The sequence below is a fragment of the Micromonospora sp. WMMA1923 genome, from assembly GCF_049179195.1.
Taxonomy (GTDB): Bacteria; Actinomycetota; Actinomycetes; order Mycobacteriales; family Micromonosporaceae; genus Micromonospora; species Micromonospora yangpuensis.
Genome location: NZ_JBMHLZ010000001.1, coordinates 3,081,802 through 3,101,727 on the forward strand (window position 1 = coordinate 3,081,802; position 19,926 = coordinate 3,101,727).

At 72.1% G+C, this 19,926-nt stretch carries 17 protein-coding genes and 1 pseudogene; 11 read left to right on the forward strand and 7 right to left on the reverse strand.

The features are described from left to right. Positions 1-134: 134 nt before the first annotated feature. Positions 135-1,037, reverse strand: coding sequence for a hypothetical protein (locus tag ACN28G_RS13855; protein WP_091439746.1), 903 nt, complete (start codon positions 1,035-1,037; stop codon positions 135-137). A gap of 148 nt (positions 1,038-1,185) precedes the next feature. Here ACN28G_RS13855 and ACN28G_RS13860 point away from each other — a divergent pair, with 148 nt between their 5' ends. The 5 genes from ACN28G_RS13860 (at position 1,186) to ACN28G_RS13880 (ending at position 6,060) form a co-directional block, all read left to right on the forward strand. Then, on the forward strand, positions 1,186-2,040 hold the full coding sequence (locus ACN28G_RS13860; protein WP_421479299.1) for a siderophore-interacting protein: 855 nt from the start codon (positions 1,186-1,188) through the stop codon (positions 2,038-2,040). 120 nt (positions 2,041-2,160) lie between these two features. Beyond that, positions 2,161-3,039 (forward strand): ABC transporter substrate-binding protein, encoded by an 879-nt coding sequence (locus ACN28G_RS13865; protein WP_217628839.1) that lies wholly within the window; start codon positions 2,161-2,163, stop codon positions 3,037-3,039. Further along, positions 3,036-4,085, forward strand: a complete 1,050-nt coding sequence (locus ACN28G_RS13870; protein WP_091439756.1) for a FecCD family ABC transporter permease — start codon at positions 3,036-3,038, stop codon at positions 4,083-4,085. The genes ACN28G_RS13865 and ACN28G_RS13870 overlap by 4 nt, the downstream gene beginning before the upstream one ends. Further along, positions 4,082-5,230 (forward strand): FecCD family ABC transporter permease, encoded by a 1,149-nt coding sequence (locus tag ACN28G_RS13875; protein WP_421479300.1) that lies wholly within the window; start codon positions 4,082-4,084, stop codon positions 5,228-5,230. The genes ACN28G_RS13870 and ACN28G_RS13875 overlap by 4 nt, the downstream gene beginning before the upstream one ends. Further along, a complete protein-coding gene (locus ACN28G_RS13880; RefSeq protein ID WP_421479301.1) occupies positions 5,227-6,060 on the forward strand; it encodes an ABC transporter ATP-binding protein in 834 nt (277 codons plus the stop codon). Before ACN28G_RS13875 ends, ACN28G_RS13880 begins: the two co-directional genes overlap by 4 nt. 33 nt (positions 6,061-6,093) lie before the next feature. Here ACN28G_RS13880 and ACN28G_RS13885 read toward each other — a convergent pair whose 3' ends face one another. Then, positions 6,094-7,047 carry a ketopantoate reductase family protein gene (locus tag ACN28G_RS13885; RefSeq protein ID WP_421479302.1) on the reverse strand — a complete coding sequence of 318 codons (954 nt, stop codon included), beginning with the start codon at positions 7,045-7,047 and terminating at the stop codon, positions 6,094-6,096. Between the two features lie 78 nt (positions 7,048-7,125). Between ACN28G_RS13885 and ACN28G_RS13890 the strand changes: the two genes are divergently transcribed. Then, entirely contained in the window at positions 7,126-7,800 is a 675-nt protein-coding gene (locus tag ACN28G_RS13890; protein WP_421479303.1) for a TetR/AcrR family transcriptional regulator, read from the forward strand. Continuing rightward, complete coding sequence (locus ACN28G_RS13895; RefSeq protein WP_091446637.1) at positions 7,797-9,029, forward strand: DUF2786 domain-containing protein; 1,233 nt, start codon at positions 7,797-7,799, stop codon at positions 9,027-9,029. Before ACN28G_RS13890 ends, ACN28G_RS13895 begins: the two co-directional genes overlap by 4 nt. A 26-nt stretch (positions 9,030-9,055) precedes the next feature. Here the strand turns inward: ACN28G_RS13895 and ACN28G_RS13900 are convergent, their stop codons facing one another. Then, the gene (locus ACN28G_RS13900) at positions 9,056-9,901 is read right to left on the reverse strand and encodes an SAM-dependent methyltransferase (RefSeq protein WP_421480905.1); all 846 of its coding nucleotides are present in this window, start codon (positions 9,899-9,901) and stop codon (positions 9,056-9,058) included. A gap of 77 nt (positions 9,902-9,978) precedes the next feature. Then, a complete protein-coding gene (locus tag ACN28G_RS13905; RefSeq protein ID WP_421479304.1) occupies positions 9,979-10,341 on the reverse strand; it encodes a YunG family protein in 363 nt (120 codons plus the stop codon). A gap of 289 nt (positions 10,342-10,630) precedes the next feature. Here ACN28G_RS13905 and ACN28G_RS13910 point away from each other — a divergent pair, with 289 nt between their 5' ends. Next, positions 10,631-11,863 (forward strand): RCC1 domain-containing protein, encoded by a 1,233-nt coding sequence (locus ACN28G_RS13910; protein WP_421479305.1) that lies wholly within the window; start codon positions 10,631-10,633, stop codon positions 11,861-11,863. Positions 11,864-12,028: 165 nt separating this feature from the next. Continuing rightward, positions 12,029-12,292 (forward strand): annotated as a pseudogene (locus ACN28G_RS13915) (formylglycine-generating enzyme family protein); the annotation flags it as partial. Here the strand turns inward: ACN28G_RS13915 and ACN28G_RS13920 are convergent. After that, positions 12,275-12,601 carry a hypothetical protein gene (locus ACN28G_RS13920; protein WP_421479306.1) on the reverse strand — a complete coding sequence of 109 codons (327 nt, stop codon included), beginning with the start codon at positions 12,599-12,601 and terminating at the stop codon, positions 12,275-12,277. The pseudogene ACN28G_RS13915 and the gene ACN28G_RS13920 sit on opposite strands and share 18 nt — an antisense overlap. Beyond that, positions 12,598-14,793, reverse strand: coding sequence for an EAL domain-containing protein (locus ACN28G_RS13925; RefSeq protein ID WP_421479307.1), 2,196 nt, complete (start codon positions 14,791-14,793; stop codon positions 12,598-12,600). Before ACN28G_RS13925 ends, ACN28G_RS13920 begins: the two co-directional genes overlap by 4 nt. A 333-nt stretch (positions 14,794-15,126) precedes the next feature. On the opposite strand from ACN28G_RS13925, the gene ACN28G_RS13930 reads away from it, so the two are divergent. Continuing rightward, positions 15,127-15,780, forward strand: a complete 654-nt coding sequence (locus tag ACN28G_RS13930; RefSeq protein ID WP_421479308.1) for a hypothetical protein — start codon at positions 15,127-15,129, stop codon at positions 15,778-15,780. Positions 15,781-15,808: 28 nt separating this feature from the next. Then, entirely contained in the window at positions 15,809-17,068 is a 1,260-nt protein-coding gene (locus ACN28G_RS13935) for a DUF6357 family protein (RefSeq protein WP_421479309.1), read from the forward strand. A gap of 63 nt (positions 17,069-17,131) precedes the next feature. On the opposite strand, the gene ACN28G_RS13940 is transcribed toward ACN28G_RS13935, so the two are convergent. Continuing rightward, positions 17,132-19,885 carry an ATP-binding protein gene (locus ACN28G_RS13940; protein ID WP_421479310.1) on the reverse strand — a complete coding sequence of 918 codons (2,754 nt, stop codon included), beginning with the start codon at positions 19,883-19,885 and terminating at the stop codon, positions 17,132-17,134. Between the last annotated feature and the right edge of the window lie 41 nt (positions 19,886-19,926).

Consider the following 19,926-nt stretch of genomic DNA (forward strand, 5'->3'; position numbering starts at 1 on the left):
CGGAAACCTCCATGTTCGGATCAGCGATCTTGCCGATCCAATCAGGAGAATCGGACGGTGCGGGTAACAGGTTCACTACGGCTTTGAACAGGCGTTTCAGTAAAGGTTACTGACTGGTCACACAGGTGACGGGGTCAGCTTCCGGTGCTGGCCCGGTACACCGCCTCCTCCAACGCGCCAATCGCGGCCCGCAGGTCCCGCACCGCCGCCAGCACGGTCGCCCGCTCGACCTCGGCGGCCTCGCCAAGCTCGCCGCACCGCTGTCGGCACGCTCGCCACCGGTCGACCTGCGCCGCCACGGGCAGCAGCTCCGTGAGGTGCCGCAACTGCGTTCCGGTGTCCTCGGGCGCCGGCGACGAGCAGACGAAGGCGTACCAGGCTCCGAGGTGGCGGTCGCTGGCCTCGCCGACCGCCACCAGCGCCGCGCGCCGCTGCCGGCCGGTGAGGCGAAGCTCGACGGCGGGCAGGTCCACCGGCGGCGGAACGGCCCGGTAGTGGGTAGCCACCAGGTCCGTGATGGCCCGGGCGGCGTGCCGGAGTTCCTCGGTGACCGCCACGGCCGCCGGCTGGTGGACCCGGTCACCCAGCCGGTCCATCCGGTCGCGCGCCTGACCCATCCGGCGCACCGGGTCGGCGAAGTCCGCGCTCACGGCGATCAGGCCCGCCTCGACGTCCGGGTCCCACCGGCCGCGGTCGAGGCAGTAGCGGGCCACCTCGTCCAGGAACCGCCCGGCGGCGACCCTCGGCCGGCTGATGCTCCACCGCGGGCCCTGCTGCTGGCGGGCCCGTTCCCGCCGTCGACCGCCGATCAGCCGACCGGCCTGCTTCGCCATGACGACGGCGGGGTGCAGTCCGCCGCGCAGGTCGGCCTGGAACTCCCGCTGGGCGGTCAGCGCGTCGCCGGCCGCCGAGCCCGGTGGGCGGGTGTCGACCGGCGAGAAGTCGTACGACCGGTGGTCGGGTGCCCGTCGTCGGCGGGCCCGCCAGCCGCCCCAGGTGCCGCTCGCGACCTGCCTGCCGTGGGGTACCGGCGTCATCGGAACTCCTTCCCGTCGGATGCGTCCACAGTGGTCCGTCGGGCATCGCCGTGACATCAGCCAGCCGACAGGTACGGGTCAACCGAACGGTCCGTCCGGGGGCCAGCGGCGTCGTCGGCCCGAACACGCTCCGCTAACCTCTGTCGGCGTGTCTGCCTTCCGCAACTCGCCAAACGTGCTGTTCGAGACCACCGTGACGGCGACCCGGCGACTGTCGCCCGGGTTCGTCCGCGTCACGCTCGGCGACGAACGGTTGCGGGAACTGGCGCCGTACCAGCTCGACCAACGCATCAAGATCATGTTGCCGGTCGCCGGCGACTACCCGGCCGGGTTGCGGGCGGGGCTCGTCGAACAGGACTGGCGACGCGCCTGGCGGTCCGTGCCCGACCGGGAGCGTCCGCAGTTGCGCAGCTACACCGCCCACCGGACCCGACCGGCGGCGGGCGAGCTGGACCTGGACTTCTACCTGCACCAGCCGCACGGCCCGGCCAGCGGCTGGGCGGCGGCGGCCCAGCCCGGGGAACGGCTGCTCCTGTCGGGTCCGCACGTCGGGGCCGGCCAACCCCGCTACGGCGTGCAGTGGGAGCCGGGACCGGCGGTGCGGGTGCTGGTCGCGGCCGACGAGACGGCCTACCCGGCGGTGCGGGGCATCCTGTCCGGCCTCGGCCCGCAGGTGCGGGCGACGGTCCTGTTGGAGGCCGGCACCGCGGCGGACGCGGCCAGCCTCGACGACGTGACCGCCGGCCACGAGGTCGAGGTCCGGTTGCGGGGCGGGGCCCGGGGCGGGACGGTCCTGACCGCGGCGGTGGGTGACTGGCTGGCCGAGCACGGTCGGTCGGCGGCCGGAGCGGGGAACGGTTTCTACGCCTGGACAGCTACGGAAAGTAGCAGAATCGCGCGGGTACGCGGACTCTTCGCCGAGGCGGGCGTCGATTCCACCCGGGTCCACACGCAGGGCTACTGGCACGACCGACCCACCCGCGACGAGGTCCAGATTAGGTAATGCTAACCTAACCCGCACCACATGATCGTCACTGTATGTCGCCAGACGGGAAGCTGCCCCATGCGCTCGCCAACCCCTCGAACATCCCGCCGCCAGTTCCTCGCCCGCACCGCCGCCGTCATGACGACCGCGCTCGTCCTGGCCGGCTGCGGCGCCGCCGAGACCGACCCGGTGAGCAGCGGCGACACCAGAAGCGTCGAGCACGCCCGGGGCACGACCGAGGTACCGACCGCGCCGACCCGGGTCGTCGTGCTCGAACCGGTGCAGCTCGACACCGCCATCGCCCTGGAGGTCACCCCGGTCGGCGCGGCCGTGCTCAACGAGACCGCCGGGGTGCCCGCGTACCTCGGTGAGAAGGCCGCCGGCATCAGCACCGTCGGCACCGTGCAGGAACCCAACGTGCAGAAGATCGCGGCGCTGCGGCCCGACCTGATCATCGGTACCGAGTCCCGGCACTCCGCCCTCTACGACCAGCTCACCGACGTCGCCCCGACCGTGTTCATGGCCTCGCAGGCCGATCCGTGGCAGGACAACGTCCGCTTCACCGCGACCGCGCTCGGCGGTGCCGACTCCGCCACCCGGCTCCTCACCGGCTACCAGCAGCGGTGCGCCGAGATCGCCGGGAAGTTCGGCACCGCCGGTAAGACCGCCCAGCTGATCCGCCCCCGCGACGGCGTGCTCACCCTGTACGGCCCCACCTCCTTCGCCGGCAGCGCACTGGAGTGCGTCGGTTTCACCACCCCGCCCCGCGACTGGGAGAACTCCATCTCGGTGGACGTCTCCCCCGAACGGGTGCTGGAGGCCAAGGCCGACCACGTCTTCGTCACGACCGTCGACGTCAACGACCGCGGCACCATCCCCGCCTCGGTCAGCGCCAACGCCCCCGCCTTCCCCCGCCTGCACCTGGTCGACCAGTCCTTCTGGATCACCGGGGTCGGCACGGTCGGCGGGCAGCGGGTCCTCGACGACCTCGAACGCATCCTCACCGCGTCGAGTTGACCACCACCACACCCCCGCGCGCGGCACCGTCGACCACCGGCCGTGCCGCGCGCCGCCGTACCATCCGGCGCTGGTGGGGCGGGGCGGTCGCCGTACTCCTGGGGTCGCTGGTGTTGTCGGTCTTCGTGGGCGCGAACCCGGTGCCACCGTCGGACGTCTGGGCGGCGCTGCGGGGCGCCGGCAGCGAGACCGCGCAGTACGTGGTCTGGGGACAACGACTGCCCCGCACCCTGGCCGGGCTGCTGGTCGGCGCCGGGCTCGGGGTCGCGGGCGCCCTGATGCAGGCGTTCACCCGCAACGCGCTCGCCGAGCCGGGCATCCTCGGCGTCAACGCCGGAGCCGCCGCGTTCGTCGCCGCCGGCATCGCCTTCCTCGGGGTCACCTCGCCGGCCGCCTACATGTGGCTCGCCCTGCTCGGCGCGCTCCTGGTCGCCCTCCTCGTGTACGCCGTCGGCGGCGCCGCCGACCTGCGGGCCGCACCGACCCGGCTGCTGGTGACCGGGGTGGCCACCGGTGCCGTGCTGGCCGGGCTGACCACCGGGATCACCCTCACCCACCCCGACACCTTCGACCGGATGCGCGGCTGGAACGCCGGCAGCCTGCTGGAACGTGACGCCAGCGTGCTGCTGCCGGTACTGCCGCTGGTCGGTGCCGGGCTGGTCGCGGCGTTGGTCGCGGCGCGCGGCCTGAACGCGCTCGCGCTCGGGCCGGACCTGGCCGCCGCGCAGGGCGTCAGTCTCGGGCGGACCCGGCTGCTCGTGCTGGGCGCGGTGACCCTGCTCGCGGGCGGGGCGAGCGCGGTGGCCGGTCCCATCTCGTTCGTCGGGCTCGTGGTGCCGCACCTGGTGCGCTGGGGGGTCGGCACCGACCAGCGCCGGATCCTGGCCGGATCCCTGCTGGCCGGCGGGACCCTGGTGCTGCTGGCCGACGTCCTCGGCCGGGTCGCCGTCCTGCCGAGCGAGATGCCGGTCGGCATCGTCACCGCCTTCGTGGGTGCACCGGTCCTGATCGCGTTGGCCCGCCGCCGACGGGCGACGGCACTGTGAGCGCCCGGACACCGGCGGACGCCACCCCGGCACCGGCGGACCAGTCGACCGCGAACGCCCCCGCGCCGACGGGCGGGGACGTGGTGGGCCTCGGCCGCCGGTCACCGCGCCGCGCCGGCCGCCGCCGGCTGGTGATCGGCACCGACCGGACGCACGTGGTCGTCGGCGTCCGTGAGGCCGCCGTCTGCGCCACCGCGCTGCTGGCCGTCGCGGCGCTGGCGGTGGTCGGACTCGGGGTGGGTGACTTCCCGCTGCGCGTCGACGAGGTCCTCGGCGTGCTCGGTGGCCGGATCGGTGGGCTGCCCCGCACCGTCGTGTGGGAGTGGCGGCTGCCCCGCATCGCCGCCGCGATCGGCTTCGGCGCGGCGCTCGGCGTCGCCGGTGCGGTCTTCCAGACCATCACCCGCAACCCGTTGGCCAGCCCGGACATCATCGGCCTGGCCAACGGCTCGTTCACCGGCATGCTGGTCGCCCTGCTGCTGCTGGGCGGCGGCTGGCCGTTGCTGATGGCCGGCTCGCTCACCGGTGGCCTGCTCGCCGCCCTGGCGATCTACCTGCTCGCCTACCGGGACGGGCTCTCCGGGTTCCGCTTCATCGTGGTGGGCATCGGGGTCTCCGCCATGCTCGCCGCCACCAACACCTGGCTGCTGCTGCGCGCCGAGTTGGAGACGGCACTCTTCGCCGCCGCCTGGGGCGCCGGCTCCCTCAACACCGCCACCGCCGAGGTGGTCTGGCCCGCCGTCGGGGTCGTCCTAGCGGTGCTGCTGATCACCCCGCTGTGGTCGGCGGCCCTGGCCCAGCTGGAACTCGGTGACGACGTCGCCGCCGCCAGCGGAGTCGCGGTCGAGCGGGACCGGGCGGTCCTGGTGCTCATCGCGGTGATCCTGGTCAGCGCGGTCACCACGGTGGCCGGGCCGATCTCGTTCGTGGCCCTGGCCGCCCCGCAGATCGCCCGCCGGCTGGTCCGGGCACCGGGCCTGCCGCTGGTCGCCACCGCCGTGGTGGGGGCGCTGCTGTTGCTCGGTGCCGACCTGGTCGCCCAGCACGTGATCCCGCTGACCCTGCCGGTGGGGGTCGTGACGGTGACCCTCGGCGGCGGGTACCTGCTCTGGCTGCTCGTCCACGAGGTCAGGAGGACCAGTTGACCACCCGGTTGCGCGCCGAAGGCGTCACCCTGCGCTACGACCAACGGATCGTCAGCGAGGGCCTGTCCGTCGCGGTGCCGGACGGCTCGTTCACCGTGCTGATCGGGCCGAACGCGTGCGGCAAGTCGACGCTGCTGCGGGCCCTGTCCGGGCTGCTGCGCCCCACCGTGGGACGGGTCCTGCTCGACGGGACGGACCTCGTGGCCCTGCCGGCGAGGGAACGCGCCCGGCGGCTCGCCCTGCTCCCACAGACCATGACCGCGCCCGAGGGGATCACCGTCCGGGAGCTGGTCGGCCGGGGTCGCTACGCCCACCAGCGGGTGCTGCGTCGGTTCTCCCGGGCCGACGAGGAGGCCGTCGAGGCGGCCCTGGCCGCGACCGGCACCACCGACCTGGCCGACCGGCGCACCGACGAACTCTCCGGTGGGCAACGGCAGCGGGCCTGGATCGCCATGGTGCTCGCCCAGGAGACCCCCCTCGTCCTGCTCGACGAACCCACCACCTACCTGGACGTGGCACACCAGATCGACGTGCTCAACGTGCTGCACCGGCTGGTCGTCCAGGGCCGCACCGTCGTGGCGGTGCTGCACGACCTCAACCACGCCGCCCGGTACGCCACCCACCTCGTGGCGATGCGCGACGGGCGGATCGTGGCCGAGGGCGATCCCCGCTCGACGGTGGACGCCGGTCTCGTCACCGAGGTCTTCGGGATGCCGAACCAGGTGGTGGCCGACCCGGTCACCGGTGCGCCACTGGTCGTGCCGGCCGACACCCGCCAGCCGGCCGCCGACCGGGCCGGCACCGGCGGCCCGGCGGCGGCCGGTGGGTAGAGGTAGAGCACCGTCGGCGGGCCGGAGCTCACCTCAGCGCGTCGTCTCGCCGACGAAGTAGGGCTCGGCTGCCTCCAGCCGGGGCACCGGTACGCCGAGCCGGCGGGCTTCGGCCAGGGTGTCGCGACAGACCGCGCGCAACTCCTCGGGGTTGGCGTGGGCCCGCAGCACCCGGCGCACTGGCGGGAAACGTCGCATCAGCAGGGCGAGCACCGGGGCCACCAGCCAGTGCGGTGCGGTGAGGGGCAGCAGCTCACCGCGGTGTCGCCGCAGGTCGACGCCGCGGGCCTCGGCCAGCGGTAGCAGTTCGCGGGTGGCCAGGATCGCCTCGCGTACCTCTGCGGTCCTCAGCCCGGACAACGAACTCTGTCTCAGGTTCTGGGTGTGCAGGCCCGCGTTCTGGATGAAGTGGATCGACAGCCAGCCACGGAAGTCGGAGCTCTCCCGGATCCTGAGCCCGGCCGCGCGGAAGACCTGGCGCACCACCCGCTCGCGTTCGGTCGGCGGCCGGTCGAACGTGCCGAAGAAGACCACCGGCAGCAGCGCCGCCCGCAGCACACCGTCGTCGCCGAAGCCGCCGCCGGCGCCGGGAAAGCCCCAGGCCACCTGCGCGGCGGGCAGTTGCTCCGTCGCGGTCGGCGGGTCGACCCACAGGTTGTTGAACACCAGCACCGTCGCCCCGCCCACGCGTGGGCCCAGGAACGCCACCGCCTCCGCGAAGGAGTAGTGCTGCACGCTCACCACGATCAGGTCGAAGTCGTGGTCCGGCTCCAGGGACTCCCGGTAACGCACCGGCCACGCCTCGGTGACGCGCTCACCCCAGGGCCGCCGCCGTGCGTCGAGCAGGTCGAGGTCGATCGTGTCTCCGTACTGCGCCGCCCGCCCCGGCCGGACGTAGAACTCGACGTGGTGCCCGGCCCGCTCCAGGGCCCACCCGTAGACCGCACCGATCACGCCCCGACCGAACATCAGGATCTTCACGCGCACCTCGTATCCTCTAACTGGAGAAAATCTCCGGTTCAGAAAATATGGAGACAGTCTCCACTTGTCAAACCGGGAGGTCACGTGACCGACGCCAAGCCGCTACGCGCCGACGCCCGTCGTAACCGCGACGCGCTGATCGCCAAGGCCCGCGAACTCTTCGCCGGGGGCTGCTTCAACCTGCGCTTCGACGACTTCGCCAAACTGGCCGGAGTCGGCACCGGCACGCTCTACCGCCACTTCCCCACCCGGGAGGCCCTGGCCGAGGCGGTCTACCGCGAAGAACTGGCCGCCCTCTGCGACCGCGCCCGGCACCTGCAGGCCACGCTTCCCGCCGCCGAGGCGCTGGCGGCGTTCCTGCACGGCTTCGTCGATCACCTGCACACCCACGAGGGCCTCGCCCGCACCCTCGCGAGCCTCATGGCCACCCGCCCGGACACCCAGGCCGAGGGCGCCCAGGCCCTGGGCCAGGCCATCGCCGACCTGCTGACCGCCGGAGTCCGGGCCGGAACCATCCGCGACGACGTGGGCGCCGGCACCGTCACGATGGCCCTGCACGGCATCTGCGCGGCCTACGACCAGCCCGCTCACCGCACCGACGCGCGCGGCGTGGTCACCCTCCTGCTCGCCGGCCTCCGCCTCCCGCCGGGCGGCGAGGACCGCCCGGCGGACCCGGCCGGCCGGACCAACAGATCCGACGCCGCCGACCAGGCACCGGCGGCAAGCGCCGGCCGGGACTGCGTAGCCTGGTGCGGGTGACATCGGTACGGGAACGGATCAGGGCGGTGCTCGCCGGGACGGTCGACTACGAAGCGGGGTTGGACGCGCTGACCGTCACGCCGTCGGTCGAGGTCGACCCGGAGCTGGTGGCCGCGAAGGACGAGGCGTGCGCGCGGCTGTGGCGCAGCGGGTGGCAGCCGGCCGAGCTGCACCGGGTGGTCGCCCGGCGGGGCCGGCCGCACCAGGCCGACCTGGTGACCGACGCGGTCGCCGGGTACCTGCGCCAGTTTCCCGGTGCCACGGTCGACCACCGGTGGCGGGCGCAGGCGGACACCCTCGGCGCGCGGGTCTGGTGGACCGGCGACGCGACGTACGTCGACGAACTCGCGGCCCGCTGGCGGCTCGACCGGGTGGTCGTACTCGATCTGATGTTGGGCCTGCTCGCCATCCTGGCCACGCTCCCCCCGATCGAGAAGCTCGTCCCCGCGCCCGGCTCCGCCACCGCGCCGGCTGACGCGTCGGGCACCGTCGGGTCGTCCCGGACCGACCCCCGGCTGCTGGACCGGGTACGCGCCCTGCTGGCCAAGGCGGAGTCCACGACCTTCCCGGCCGAGGCGGAGACCTACACCGCCAAGGCCCAGGAACTGGTCACCCGGCACAGCCTGGACGAGGCGCTGCTGGCCGCGCGCGGCGGTGACCCGGCGACACCGGTGGTGCCGTACGCGCGGCGGATCGGCGTGGACCACCCGCACGAGAAGGCGAAGGCCGCCCTGCTGGACGCCGTCGCCCGGGCCAACCACTGCCACACGGTCTCGTCACCGGAGCTGGCGTTCAGCACCGTCTTCGGCTTCGACACCGACATCGACGCGGTCGACCTGCTCTACACCTCCCTGCTGGTGCAGGCCCACCAGGCGATGGCCCGGGCCGAGCCGCCGGGCGGGAAGGCCGGCCGGAACCGCCTGAAGGCGTTCCGCCAGTCGTTCCTGGTGGCGTTCGCGGCCCGGATCGACGAACGACTGGCCGGCGCGGCACAGCTCGCGTTGGCGCAGGCCACCGGCCGGGGCGCCGGCGACGGGGGAACCGACCCGGCCGACCTGCTGCCGGTGCTCGCCCGCCGGGACGAACAGATCCGCGAGACCATGCGGCGGGTCTTTCCCCACACGGTCCGGGCCCGGGCCAGCCGGGTGGACAGCCACGAGGGCTGGGAGTCCGGCCGGCGGGCCGCCGACCACGCGGCCCTGCCGACCGGCACCGCACCAGGCCGGTAGTCCCGCTGCGGTGCCGGCGGGACCGCTCAGGACTTGCGCGCCACCCCACCGACGATGGTGTGGTAGGTGGCGGTCTGCGGGGAGATCTTCTCACTGTCCGGCCGCCACTCCGCCAACGGGACCAGCCCGGGCGGCAGCAGCTCCAGACCGCCGAAGAAGCCCATGATCTCCTCGCGGGTGCGCCACCGACCGGTGCCGAGGGTCTCGTTGAAGACCTTCTCCACCTCCCGGGCCCGCTGCGAGACCTCCGGTTGGGCGTCGCCCGGATCGTGGAAGTGCGAGATGGCAAGGTAGCTGCCGGCCGGCAGGGCGGCGACGAGCCGCCGGGCGACACCGGCGGGATCGTCGTCGTCGTGCAGGTGGTGCAGGATCGCCAGGAGCAGCAACCCGACCGGCCGGTCGAAGTCGATCAGATTCCGGTCGTGCAGCTGCGCCAGCAGTTCCTCCGGCTGCCGGGCGTCGGCCCCGACCACAGTGGTGGTCCGGGCGTCGGCGAGCAGGGCACGACCGTGCGTCAGCGCCATGGGATCGTTGTCCACGTAGACCACCCGGGCATCGGGGTCGACCTCGTGGGCGATCTCGTGCACGTTGCCCTGGGTGGGCAGACCGGAACCGAGGTCGAGGAACTGGCGGATGCCGGCCTCCGCGGCCAGGTACCGCACCGATCGGCGGAGGAAGGCCCGACAGGCCCGCCCCGCCTCGGGACCGTCCGGCGTGACCCGCAGCGCCATCTGGGCGGCTTGCCGGTCGACCTCGAAGTTGTCCTTGCCGCCCAGATAGTAGTCGTAGACCCGGGCGATGCTGGGTCGGGTGATGTCGACACCCGGGGGCGCCGCCTGCTCACTCGTCAACGTTTCCATCCCTCCGAACATGGCCACGCTGGTCACCGTACTATGTGCACGGTCCGCAGGGGGTGCCGCGTCGCGGGCGGAGGCTGCCTGACCAGACCCTAGGACCGCCGCTGGCCGGCATCGGTCCCGGTGCCCAGTTCGGTGAGCACCCGCTGCCTCAGGAGTTCGTACTGCCGCCGGCAGCGTCGCGGGGCACCCGGTGGCCGGTGTTGCACCCGACCGCCGACGATCACCTCCTCCGGCCGGAACTGCTCGGCGGTGAGGTCCACGTCCCGACCGTCGGGCAGCCGGTTCCAGTAGTGGTAACCGGTCCGGGCGCCCCCGACGAGGACCTCGCCGAGGATCAGGTCCCCGCCGAGCAGATCCTGGACGACGAGCGCGGTGACCCCGCACTGGCCCCGGGCGGGGTTGTCCGGCCGCCAGTTCGCACGTCGTGCGGGTCGCAGGTCTCCACCGTCCAACTGGCCCGCAGAATCGGCGACAGTACTTCCAGGTCGGGCATTCGCGGATCTCCTCGTTCGGCTAAGCCGGGTAGGACGCTTCCCCGAAGGGGTGCGCCCTCGACCGGATCGAGGGTCAAGCTCGCGGGCGTCCGTGCGGCCGGCCCACGAGACCCGAAAATTCCGGAACCACAAAATTCGACAGACGTCGATGTAGAGTCTGGTCGCGACCACGTGACGGGTCGCTGGCGATCCACCGGGGCAGCGCCGCCTCCACTCTGCAGAACCAACGACGTCTGGGGACGAGCACATGAACGAAGATCAGGAGGGTCGGCTGCGGACCCGATGGCGGCGGGCGGCCCGAACCGCCGCCGCGACGGCGGTCTCCCTCGGGGTGGCCATCCTCGCCATCGGCGTCACCGCCGGTGCGGCCGTGGCGGGTGGCAGCCCGGCCGAGCGGAGCACCTCGAACATCTCGCTCGCCGCCGCACCGGTGTCCCGGGTCGCCGCCGGTGACCTGCACACCTGTGTGATCCGCACCGACGGGACGCTCTGGTGCTGGGGCAACAACTTCAACGGTCAGCTCGGCGACGGCACCACCACGAACCGGACCGGCCCCGTCCGGGTCGGCACCGCCACCACCTGGGCGCGCATCGACGCCGGCAAGACCAACACCTGCGCGGTACGTACCGACGGCACGCTGTGGTGCTGGGGTGGCAACAGCAACGGACAGCTCGGCGACGGCACCACCACACCCCGGACCAGCCCGGTGCAGATCGGCACCGCCACCACCTGGGCCAGCGTCAGCACCAGCAGCAACCACACCTGCGCGGTCCGGACCACCGGCACCCTGTGGTGCTGGGGCCTGAACAGTCACACGCAGCTCGGCACCGGCACCACTCCCCTGCTGACAACCACCCCGCTGCAGGTCGGCACGGCGACCACCTGGGCCAGCGTCACGACCGGGTACGCGCACAGCTGCGCCCTGCGCACCGACGGCACCCTGTGGTGCTGGGGCAGCAGCTCCGACGGACAGCTCGGCCTCGGCATCTTCAGCTTCCGGTCGACCCCGACGCAGGTGGGCACCGCGACCACCTGGACCGGCGTGACCGCCGGATACGTACACACCTGCGCGGTCCAGGCCAACGGGACCCTGTGGTGCTGGGGCGAGAACGGGTACGGCCAGGTGGGCGCGGGCAGCGGACCCCAGACCACACCCCTGCAGATCGGCACCGCCACCACCTGGGCACAGGTCGCCACCAGCGTCGACACGTCGTGCGCGACGCGTACCGACGGCAGCCTGTGGTGCTGGGGCAGGAACACCGACGGGCAGGTAGGCGACGGGACCACCACCCACCGGCCGGCACCGACCCGGGTAGGCACCGCCACGGCCTGGACGGGCGGGCTGGCCGTGTCCCACCACGCCTGTGCCACGCGCACCGACGGCAACCTGTGGTGCTGGGGCGACAACTTCCTCGGGCAGCTCGGTGACGGCACCACCACCGCCCGGTCGACCCCGGCGCTGGTGGTCCTGCCGGACTGACCCGCACCGTCGGCCGGGGTCGCCGCCAGCACGGCGACGACCCCGGCCACCGGCGACGGTGCCACCGCATCGGCCGTCATGTTCGCGGCACCTGTCCCACGTTCCCGGCCGACGACGGGGCCTCGGGTAGGGTCGCCTCCCGTGGATGCGGCCCCGGAGAGTCTGATGATCGCTGTCGCAACGGGGCAGGTGACGCTGTCGGACCGCCGGACGCAGCGCCGGTGGTCGGTCGCACTCGAACCGTACGAGATCGGCGCCTACCCGGTAACCCAGGCCCGGTACGCCCTGGTCACCGGCGAACGGCCGAGCACGGTCCACGGTGCGCGGCTGCCGGTGGAGGGCGTGTCGTGGTGGGAGGCGGTCCGGTTCTGCAACGCCCTGTCGCAACGCGAGGGCTGGAAGGTGGTGGGTCTACCGGCGTTCTTCATCGAGCAGTGGTTCGAGTTGTCGAAGCAGGGTCGCTCGGTTGACGTTGGGCGGTAGCTCGATTCGCAGGCTGATGCCTGCTCCCTCGACCGTCAGCACGGCCGGCTTCTGGTGGTTGCGCAGGCGCCAGTTGCGAATGGATGCCACCAATGCCTCTGCCTGTGGCTGCAGCGTGGCGAGGGTGGCGAGGTTCGCCAGCACGGCTACGCCCTGGATGGCCACGGTGACGGCACCGCCGTCGCGGACGCCTTCATAGGGGAGGTCAAGCTCCTCGATCACATCCGGCGGAAGCAGCAGTTTGACGCTTGTCATTGTTCCCCTCTCACGAGCGATGCGATCCGCTCTTGGGCTGATGGCTCCAGTTCACGCAGCGTGGTCGAGGCGACCGATCCGCTGAAGTAGCCCTGCACGTGGTGGATGCCCAACCGGAAGATCTCATGCAGGCTGACTGGTGCGTCATCGTCGAAACCCTCGACGATGACCGTTCGCGGCTGCCCGGTGTGTCCCTGGTCGGTGGCGTAGCGAGCGATGCCTGCGACCAAGGCGAGTTCCTCCAGCGCCATGGGGTGGTGCAGGATCGCCCGGTCGACCTTGATCTGGGTGAGCGGTAGTTCGGCCATCCGTGCCAGCGAGGCGTAGCCGACACCGAAGTCGTCGACCGCGAAGCTGATCCGCAGCTCTCTGGCGAGGGTGGTGAGCCGATTGTGGAAGTAAACCAGGGGTTCCTGTGGCCATCGCTCACCAGGATCCGGGGTGATCGGGTCCTGCTCCGAGATCTCCAGGGTCAGTGTACGCGGATGCAGTCCTGTTTCCGCGAGCGCCTTGTTCACCTGGCCGAGGTAGGCGTCGCTGAGCAGTGAACGGACGGCGACGTTGACCGACAGCGGCTTGGTCCCCTGCCAACCGGAGGTTGCGTCGGCTTCGGCGTAGGAGTGGAGGGCCTTGGCCACCAGGATCGCGTCGCGTTCGACGACGAACCGGTCGCCCCAGTCGTGAGCCATCCGGAGGGCGGACCAGGGAGCACGCAGCTCACTGTCGTTGCGGCGAGCCAGCGCTTCGAAGTTGTGGACGCTGACACCGGCCGGACGCTTGTCCAGCTCGACCACCGGCTGAAACACCATGATCATCGAACCGATCAACTGCTGGTAGAGGCTGAAGGCGTCTTCGTACAGCTTGAGCGGCAGTCGGCCGAACGAGGTGCGCAAGGCCGTCAGGACGGCCATCTCCGACTGTATGGGATCTGCCGCCGGGTCGGACTCCCAGACCGCTCGAAGCATGACGGCCAGGGGCTCCCCCATGTCGAGCTGGGTAAGTGCCGGGTCGACCACCGTGAGAGCGAGGGTGCGGCCGCCTTCGAACGAGACGGGCACGCAGAGCATGCGGCGGTTGATCCCGTGGGACACCACGTATCCCGGGGTCGCCCTCGGATGCTTCGCGGCGTCGACGGCGGCGAGTTCCAGCATGGGCGACAGGGCGTCCTTGTCGAACCGTGCCGTCCAGTTCACCGGACGGAAGCTGCTGCCGGCAAACTCCACGACCGCAGCCGACTCCGCGTCGAGCGCGTGGCGGATGAGTTCGACGCGCCCGTCGTGTTCACCCTGCTGAGGGTGACGGGCCGACCGCGAGTCCGTGCGGAACATGCGGTCCATCAGCTGCCGAATCGAGCTCGTCTGGTCTTCGAGGGGATTGAGGCAGGGTCGGGTGGTACCGGGATTCGCCGGGCTGCTGAGTGCTTGGCGCTCGTGCCGGGACATGGGCCGTTGGGCAAACACAGTGGTGGCCCCGTAGACGTGCGCCGTGTGCACCGGAGGCGGGTCCATACCCTGCTCGGCGACGAACGTCGCCATCTGCGCGAATGACACCCGTCCGGCGTCGTCTCCCGCCCCGCCCCGCAGGGCTCGCAGCACATGGTGCGTCAGCGTCCCGTGTCCATGTTCGGCGCTCTCCCGAGTCACGGATTCACTGGGGCAGGCCAGCAGCGCGTTGTGCCGGGGCCGGTCCACCGTCTCCGCGTACGACTGAAGAACTTTGGTGTTGCGTCGGTCCGCATCGGCGTAGACACCCGCGTGACAGCAGTCGAGCACCAGGAAGGAGGCGCCAGCGAAAGCATCGAAGATGTCCCGTTTGAGGAAAGACATCCGTAGCCCGTTGTCGGGCTCACGGGCGAGCACCTCCGGCTCGAGGTCTGCCGTTACCAGGTAGGCATCGGGCAGGTCACTCCATTGCGGGACCAGCGTGTGGCCGGCGAAGTAGACGAACAAGACATCCGACGGCGCAGCCTGCAAAGCCAGCTCACGGAGGAAGACCTTAATCTGACGCCAGGTGGCGTCGGGACCGACGAACATCGTGACATCGCCATCGTCGAAGGTGCCGATGTCCTGATCCAACAAGACATCCTTGACGGCGAGGGCATCGCTTTCGGCATAGCGGAGCGGAGGCAGTTGAACGTCACGGCCACACTGGTTGACCCCGATCAGGACGGCCCAACGTCTACTCGGCGCCATCAACCCCCCAAGGAGATCCGCTGCGATTACCGAAAGAGTTCAACCCAATGCCGCGAGTGACACTATCAATATCTACTCACCCGCACCTGCCTGAGCAAGCAGTCAGATTTCCGTCACGACACCGTCGCGCGGGACCACCCACGACAACCTCCACCGGCTGACGCCGCCGCACCATGTTGGACACCTGGATCGCGTGGTAGTCGTCGGTGATCCGCCGGACCGGCAGGCTGTCGGGGCGGCGGACGTGCGCGCAGAGCACGCCCCTGGCCAGGGGCGATGGCAGCGTTGATCCACTACACTGGCGGAGCTGTGACCCGCGACCGAAGGACGTACATGGCCCGCCCCTACGATCCCGGACCGAAGCAGTTCGTCTTCGCTGTCGGTGACGGCAACGATAAACACGTCTCGGTGGGCGACCCCCAGGAGGCCTACACGGCGTTCTCGGCGTTCTTCCAGGGTCGGGAGGCTGACACCTACCGCATCGAAGATGAAGCGGCGAGGCAGAGTCTGGTGCTCATGCCCGGTCTGGGGGTGATCTCCCGGATCAGGGAGGCGGATCGACCTCGGTCGGAACACCTCCGGATCGACCGGGTCAACCGTTGCCTTACGGGCGCGATGCTGTTCTTCGAGAACGGGTACGCCGGCCTCGACTACTTCGGCCAGTGGTTCTCCGACCTCGCCGACCTCGACGCGGCACCGGAGGCCCGCGGTGCCGCCCGCGCCGCCACGTTCACGACAGAGGCAGCGGCGATCGTCGAGGTCGCCCGGATCTGGGCGGCTTCGGGCTTCGTCGACCCCAGCGACCGGTACTTCGTCTTCTTCGGCTCGCGCAACGTCGACGAGGACCGAGCCGAACGAGCCGAGCTGCTCCAGTTGATCGAGTTCCTCGGTCTCGAACGGGTCGACGCCCCGGCCGAGGCCGCCGGGGGCGAGGTCTGGGTACGCACCGACCCACGTCTCGACACCGAATTCGCCCGGTGGTCGTGAACAGCCGACGCGGGGGAAGGCCTGAGCGGTGAGAGACATCGTTTTCACGCGGAGCGGCTGGCTGCCGAGCGCGATCCGCGAGGACGGCGAGCTGAAGCTGATGCTCGCCGCCGGGGCCGACGCCAACCACGATCCCCGCACGTTCACGTTCCCGATCTCCGAAGCGCATCTCGCGGTGATCCGGGAGGACCTGGGTCGGCACCTGCTGCTGTGGAGTGCGGTCCTGCCGCTCTGTGACGCCGCCGGCACCCGGGGTCGACTCGACGAGGACGCTGCCGTCGCGCTCCTGGACCCGATTCTGCTCTCCTCGCCCGGGGACGTCGACGCGTTCTTCCGGCGCGTCCGGTGGGACAGGAGCCGGTTGGTCGCCCATGGTGCCGACATCGGTCTGCTTGAGCGCGGTCAGCTCTGCGCGGCGATGCGCGCGGCGACGGAGGGTGCGGACGACAAGCGTGCGCAGCAGTATCACGCGGATCGCCGGCGCGCCGAGCGCGGAGTGGTCCTCGGGCCACTCGACACCGGGATCCTGAGGTACACGGGCCAGTATCTGCACGGCGCGACGATTCCCAGGCGGCTGCCCGATGCCGTCGACCCGGCGCTGCTGCCCCAGGTCATGCAGGTGATCGACACCGCGGAGCGGGCGTGCGTCGGGATGCGGATCGGCCTCGATCCGCGGCGGGGAAACCGGGCCACGGACCGGCACGACTGGGATCGGATGGCGACCACGGTCGACGCGGCCCTGCGCCGGGCGTACCCCGAACTCGTCGAGGACGCGGTGCGGACGGTGAGTTTCCTGATGTGCTCGGAGGCTGCGGACCGCGCCAGGAGCACCCCGGTGGAGGACGACGACGAGGTTGCCGACGGCCACGGCGACCTCGGTGAGGGTGCGAGAAAGACCGTCCTGTCGTTCACCGATGACCAGGGCACCGAGAAGAAGTGGTTCCGGGACGGCCCGCGCACCGCCTCCGCCGAGTTCTGGGAGTTCGTCGCCGAACGCTCCACCGGCGACAACGAGGTGTTCACCATCGAGGACGAGGAGCGGGGCGAGGGGATCCAGCTGCACTTCTACGCGGACTCCGTCGCCCGGATCACGACGGTGCGACCCGGCGATGCCGGGTCGGACCCGCAGTACCGGGTCGAGTACTGCCTGGTCGACGGGCTCGGCGGGTACCGGAAGCTGGTGAGCGCCTTCGTCCGTGGCGGCTGCGCCGCACTCGACCAGTTCGGTCCCTGGATGTCGGAGGTCGCCGAGTTCGAGCGTGCGCGTCGTCGGCGCGTCGTCCGGTAGTCCCCAGCGGGAACCCACCCCCGCGCCGGTGGCGGCAGCGGCTCCGGGTCGGGGCGGGGGTCGTCAGGTCGAGTCGAGTCGCAGGTCCCCGTCGACGTCGATCCTGGCCAGCTCGGCACGGTTGGTGATGCCCAGTTTGAGGTAGACGTTGGTCAGGTGGTGGCCGACCGTGCGGGGGCTGATCAACAGCTGGGCCGCGATCTCCCGGTTGGTCAGCCGGTCCGCGGCCAACCGGGCGACCCGTAGCTCCTGCGCGGTCAGTCCGGCCGCGGTCGACGGACCGGTGTCGTGGGGAGCGGACCGCCGGTCGGTCAGGGCCTGTTCACGCAGGGCCCGCGCCCGCAGTGGCTCGGCGCCCAGCCGGTTGAAGGTATCGGCTGCCGCAGCGAGCTGCGACCGGGCGTCGGCCCGGCGGCGGGCCCGCCGCAGCCACTCCCCGTACAGCAGTCGGGTCCGGGCGTACTCGAACGGATGCGCCCCCGCCCCCGTGACGGCCAGGGCGGCTCGGAACGACTCCTCGGCCGCCGGTCCGCGCTCAACGATGGCCCGGAGACGGTGGCCCGCCGTACGGGCCCAGGTCGCGCCGGTACGTCGTGCCCACTCCTCCACCATGGCGACCTGGGCCTCGACGACGTCGCCGCTGCCGACCTGCGCCGCCGCCTCGACGGTGTCCACGGCGGCGAGCAGCGCGAACGTGCGGTGCGCGGCCTCGTGGCCGGGCTCGGCGAGACACCGCAGATCGCTCAGCGCCTCCTGCGGGCGGCCGTCGAACAACGCCGCCCGCCCGCGCAGCCAGTACGCCGAGGCGGTGAACGCCCGCACCCCACGCGGCACCGAGACCTGAAGTACCCGGCCGGTGTGCTCGTCGACGCCGCGGTACTCGCCGCGGGCGGCAGCCAACATGCCGAGGGCGCTGCGGCTCTGCACGGCGAGGTGTTCCGCCCCGACCTCCTCGGCCAGCCGCAGGCCCTCGGCCGCCCCGAGCGCGGCAGCGTCCCACCTCCCCGCAGCGGTGTCGAGAACGGAGATCTGCGCCAGCACCAGCGCCAGCGCGGTGAGCTCGTGTCGACGCCGCAGCTGCGCCGCCTGCAGGCTCAACACGTCGATCAGTCCACCGTCGACGCCCCAGACCTGAACCAACGGCACGGGCGGGAGCAACTCCCAGGCGGCCGTACCGAGCCGACCGACCGTGTCGCTGGTCAGGTCCGCGCTGGTCGGGGTGACGTCACCGGTTTCGTCGTAGCAGGACCACCAGTTCCGCAGCACGGGCATCAGCCCCGACACGGCGGAGTCATCGTCGGTGTCCACGGCCCGTACCCGCCGCAGTGCCTCCCGCTGGAGGTCGGACCGGCCGGCCGACCACGCGGCGCGGACCGCGACCGTGCCCAACTCCACCGCGCGGCGGGTCCGGGGCACCACAGCCATGTCGCACAGCAGGTAGCGGTGGGCACGCTCGGGCATGCCGTGGGTGAACTCGAGGATCCCGCGCAGCCCGCCGCTCAGCCGAACGACGGGAAGCACCCCGCCCAGCCGCTCCGCGTCCTGGAGCAGCTGCCGCGCCGCCCCGGCGTGGCCGGCGTCCCACGCGGCGCGGGCGGCGGCGGCCAGGCGGCGCGCGGCGTCCGCCGGCTCCGGCGACAGCTCCGCGGCTCGACACAGTGTCCGGGCCGCAATCGGGGCCGCGCTGCGGCGCAGGCACTGCTCGGCGGCGTGCTCCAACAGGGTGGCGACGTGCTCGTCCGGTCCGTCGGCGGCGGCCGCCAGGTGCCAGGCCCGTTCCGTGGTGGCGTCGGGCGGCAGGGCCGCGGCCAGCGCCCGGTGCGCGGCCTGCCGCTCCGGCAGGGGGGCACCGTCGTAGATGGCCGCCGGGACCAGCGGGTGCCGGAAATCCAGGCGGGCTCCCGAGGCGTGCAGCAGACCGGAGCGCAGGGCCTCGTCCCAGCTGGACGTGTCGACGCCCCAGCCGGCACCGGCGCGGTGCACCACGTGCCGGTCGCCCCGGCCCTCGGCGGCGGCCAACAGCAGTAACGCGCGGGTCGACGGTTTCAGACCCTCGGCCCGTACGTAGAACGCCCGTCGCAGCCGTGGCCCGACCGGCGCCGGTGCCCCGGGCGGGGGGTGCGGGGCCTCGCCGCCGGTTTCGCGGTCGAGGGTGGGTAGCTCGTAGAGTGCCAGCGGGTTGCCTCCGGCCGCCCGCACCGTGCGATCGACACGCCCCGGGTCGGCCTCGGGCAGGACGGCGGCCACCAGCCGGCGTGCGTCGTCGTCGGCCAGGCCGCCGACCTCCAGCGCCGGCACACTCTCCCACGGCCCCGAGGCGGGATCCTCATGCCCGGTCAGCAGCACCGCGACCGGCTCCGTCGCCACCCGCCGGGCCACGAACACCAGACACTGTACGGTCGCCTCGTCGATCCACTGGGCGTCGTCCACCACGACGAGCACCGGTCGTTCCCGGGCCAGACCGGAGACCAACGACAGTACGGCCGCGCCGATGAGGAAGCGGTTGGCCGGGTCCCGGCTCATTCCCAACGCGCCTCGTAACGCCGCGGCCTGCGGGGCGGCGAGGGTCTCCAGCCGATCCAACACCGGCCACAGCAGCTCGTGCAGCGCCGCGAACGCGAGCCCCGTCTCCATCCGGGTGCCCCGACACCGCAGCACCGTCGCATCGGACGCCGCCTCGACGGCGTGCTCGAGCAGGGCGGTCTTGCCGATACCCGGCTCACCCCAGAGCATGAGCCCGGCCCCCGCCCCGTCCGCCGCCCGGTTCAGAAGTCGGTCCAGCGCCGCGATCTCGGCGTGCCGCCCGAACAGTTCCATGCCTCATTCCGAAGTGTCGCGTCCGGCCGCGGACGTACGGC

Coding starts and splice junctions, on each gene's coding strand:
- ACN28G_RS13920 (WP_421479306.1), bottom strand. CDS start 12,601: ATGACAAGCGTCAAACTGCTGCTTCCGCCGGATGTGATCGAGGAGCTT.
- ACN28G_RS13855 (WP_091439746.1), bottom strand. CDS start 1,037: ATGACGCCGGTACCCCACGGCAGGCAGGTCGCGAGCGGCACCTGGGGC.
- ACN28G_RS13900 (WP_421480905.1), bottom strand. CDS start 9,901: ATGTTCGGAGGGATGGAAACGTTGACGAGTGAGCAGGCGGCGCCCCCG.
- ACN28G_RS13925 (WP_421479307.1), bottom strand. CDS start 14,793: ATGGCGCCGAGTAGACGTTGGGCCGTCCTGATCGGGGTCAACCAGTGT.
- ACN28G_RS13940 (WP_421479310.1), bottom strand. CDS start 19,885: ATGGAACTGTTCGGGCGGCACGCCGAGATCGCGGCGCTGGACCGACTT.
- ACN28G_RS13910 (WP_421479305.1), top strand. CDS start 10,631: ATGAACGAAGATCAGGAGGGTCGGCTGCGGACCCGATGGCGGCGGGCG.
- ACN28G_RS13930 (WP_421479308.1), top strand. CDS start 15,127: ATGGCCCGCCCCTACGATCCCGGACCGAAGCAGTTCGTCTTCGCTGTC.
- ACN28G_RS13865 (WP_217628839.1), top strand. CDS start 2,161: ATGACGACCGCGCTCGTCCTGGCCGGCTGCGGCGCCGCCGAGACCGAC.